Source organism: Campylobacter sp. BCW_4321 (genome assembly GCF_001763075.1).
In the GTDB taxonomy this organism is placed as follows: domain Bacteria; phylum Campylobacterota; class Campylobacteria; order Campylobacterales; family Campylobacteraceae; genus Campylobacter_D; species Campylobacter_D jejuni.
In genome coordinates, this window is sequence record NZ_MJYA01000034.1 from 1 (window position 1) to 3,292 (window position 3,292).

Sequence of the window (3,292 nt, forward strand, 5' to 3'; positions counted from 1 at the left end):
AAAAGGTAGAAGTTAGGTTATATCTAACTTTTATGCAAATTGTTTTTTTAGTGATTAAGAATTGAAGCTTTATCTACATTAATTTTTTAATGAATGTTTAGTTTATTTCGTTTTAAGCCTAATATCTTTTAGGTTGGCGGGGTAGGCCTTTAGCTTTGGTTCTTTAAGATGAGCTTTGCTCATCTGCTAAAAGAACATCAAAAGGTAAGCTACTAAGAGCGAATGGTGGATGCCTTGACTGGTAAAGGCGATGAAGGACGTACTAGACTGCGATAAGCTACGGGGAGCTGTCAAGAAGCTTTGATCCGTAGATTTCCGAATGGGGCAACCCAATGTATAGAGATATACATTACCTATATAGGAGCGAACGAGGGGAATTGAAACATCTTAGTACCCTCAGGAAAAGAAATCAATAGAGATTGCGTCAGTAGCGGCGAGCGAAAGCGCAAGAGGGCAAACCCAGTGCTTGCACTGGGGGTTGTAGGACTGCAATGTGCAAGAGCTGAGTTTAGCAGAACATTCTGGAAAGTATAGCCATAGAGGGTGATAGTCCCGTATGCGAAAAACAAAGCTTAGCTAGCAGTATCCTGAGTAGGGCGGGACACGAGGAATCCTGTCTGAATCCGGGTCGACCACGATCCAACCCTAAATACTAATACCAGATCGATAGTGCACAAGTACCGTGAGGGAAAGGTGAAAAGAACTGAGGTGATCAGAGTGAAATAGAACCTGAAACCATTTGCTTACAATCATTCAGAGCACTATGTAGCAATACAGTGTGATGGACTGCCTTTTGCATAATGAGCCTGCGAGTTGTGGTGTCTGGCAAGGTTAAGCAAACGCGAAGCCGTAGCGAAAGCGAGTCTGAATAGGGCGCTTAGTCAGATGCTGCAGACCCGAAACGAAGTGATCTATCCATGAGCAAGTTGAAGCTAGTGTAAGAACTAGTGGAGGACTGAACCCATAGGCGTTGAAAAGCCCCGGGATGACTTGTGGATAGGGGTGAAAGGCCAATCAAACTTCGTGATAGCTGGTTCTCTCCGAAATATATTTAGGTATAGCGTTGTGTCGTAATATAAGGGGGTAGAGCACTGAATGGGCTAGGGCATACACCAATGTACCAAACCCTATCAAACTCCGAATACCTTATATGTAATCACAGCAGTCAGGCGGCGAGTGATAAAATCCGTCGTCAAGAGGGAAACAACCCAGACTACCAGCTAAGGTCCCTAAATCTTACTTAAGTGGAAAACGATGTGAAGTTACTTAAACAACCAGGAGGTTGGCTTAGAAGCAGCCATCCTTTAAAGAAAGCGTAATAGCTCACTGGTCTAGTGATTTTGCGCGGAAAATATAACGGGGCTAAAGTAAGTACCGAAGCTGTAGACTTGCACACAACTTAGATTATTTAAGTTGAGAATATAAAAAACTAAGTTATATGTTTTAAGTTATATTTTTACTGATTTTTATAGAGTAAAGATAGAAATAAAACTTAGTAAAATCAATAAAAATATTCTTAGGCTAAAGTTAAGTAGTTTAAGTTGTGTGCAAGTGGTAGGAGAGCGTTCTACTTGCGTCGAAGGTATACCGGTAAGGAGTGCTGGAGCGAATAGAAGTGAGCATGCAGGCATGAGTAGCGATAATTAATGTGAGAATCATTAACGCCGTAAACCCAAGGTTTCCTACGCGATGCTCGTCATCGTAGGGTTAGTCGGGTCCTAAGTCGAGTCCGAAAGGGGTAGACGATGGCAAATTGGTTAATATTCCAATACCAACATTAGTGTGCGATGGAAGGACGCTTAGGGCTAAGGGGGCTAGCGGATGGAAGTGCTAGTCTAAGGTCGTAGGAGCTTATATAGGCAAATCCGTATAAGAACACTCCGAGAACTGAAAGGCTTTTTGAAGTCTTCGGATGGATAGAAGAACCCCTGATGCCGTCGAGCCAAGAAAAGTTTCTAAGTTTAGCTAATGTTGCCCGTACCGTAAACCGACACAGGTGGGTGGGATGAGTATTCTAAGGCGCGTGGAAGAACTCTCTTTAAGGAACTCTGCAAAATAGCACCGTATCTTCGGTATAAGGTGTGGTTAGCTTCGTACTAGGATTTACTCCGAAAGCGAAGAAACTTACAACAAAGAGTCCCTCCCGACTGTTTACCAAAAACACAGCACTCTGCTAACTCGTAAGAGGATGTATAGGGTGTGACGCCTGCCCGGTGCTCGAAGGTTAATTGATGGGGTTAGCATTAGCGAAGCTCTTGATCGAAGCCCGAGTAAACGGCGGCCGTAACTATAACGGTCCTAAGGTAGCGAAATTCCTTGTCGGTTAAATACCGACCTGCATGAATGGCGTAACGAGATGGGAGCTGTCTCAAAGAGGGATCCAGTGAAATTGTAGTGGAGGTGAAAATTCCTCCTACCCGCGGCAAGACGGAAAGACCCCGTGGACCTTTACTACAGCTTGACACTGCTACTTGGATAAGAATGTGCAGGATAGGTGGGAGGCTTTGAGTATATGACGCCAGTTGTATATGAGCCGTTGTTGAGATACCACTCTTTCTTATTTGGGTAGCTAACCAGCTTGAGTTATCCTCAAGTGGGACAATGTCTGGTGGGTAGTTTGACTGGGGCGGTCGCCTCCCAAATAATAACGGAGGCTTACAAAGGTTGGCTCAGAACGGTTGGAAATCGTTCGTAGAGTATAAAGGTATAAGCCAGCTTAACTGCAAGACATACAAGTCAAGCAGAGACGAAAGTCGGTCTTAGTGATCCGGTGGTTCTGTGTGGAAGGGCCATCGCTCAAAGGATAAAAGGTACCCCGGGGATAACAGGCTGATCTCCCCCAAGAGCTCACATCGACGGGGAGGTTTGGCACCTCGATGTCGGCTCATCGCATCCTGGGGCTGGAGCAGGTCCCAAGGGTATGGCTGTTCGCCATTTAAAGCGGTACGCGAGCTGGGTTCAGAACGTCGTGAGACAGTTCGGTCCCTATCTGCCGTGGGCGTAAGAAGATTGAAGAGATTTGACCCTAGTACGAGAGGACCGGGTTGAACAAACCACTGGTGTAGCTGTTGTTCTGCCAAGAGCATCGCAGCGTAGCTAAGTTTGGAAAGGATAAACGCTGAAAGCATCTAAGCGTGAAGCCAACTCTAAGATGAATCTTCTCTAAGCTCTCTAGAAGACTACTAGTTTGATAGGCTGGGTGTGTAATGGATGAAAGTCCTTTAGCTGACCAGTACTAATAGAGCGTTTGGCTTATCTTTAATAAAGCATCACTTCCTTGTTAAGGTTTTTA

1 rRNA gene is annotated in these 3,292 nt (G+C 44.9%); it reads left to right on the forward strand.

The annotated features are described in order from the left end of the window. The first annotated feature begins 202 nt into the window (after window positions 1-202). Window positions 203-3,260 (forward strand): 23S ribosomal RNA (locus tag AJN58_RS05040). The last annotated feature ends 32 nt before the right edge of the window (window positions 3,261-3,292 follow it).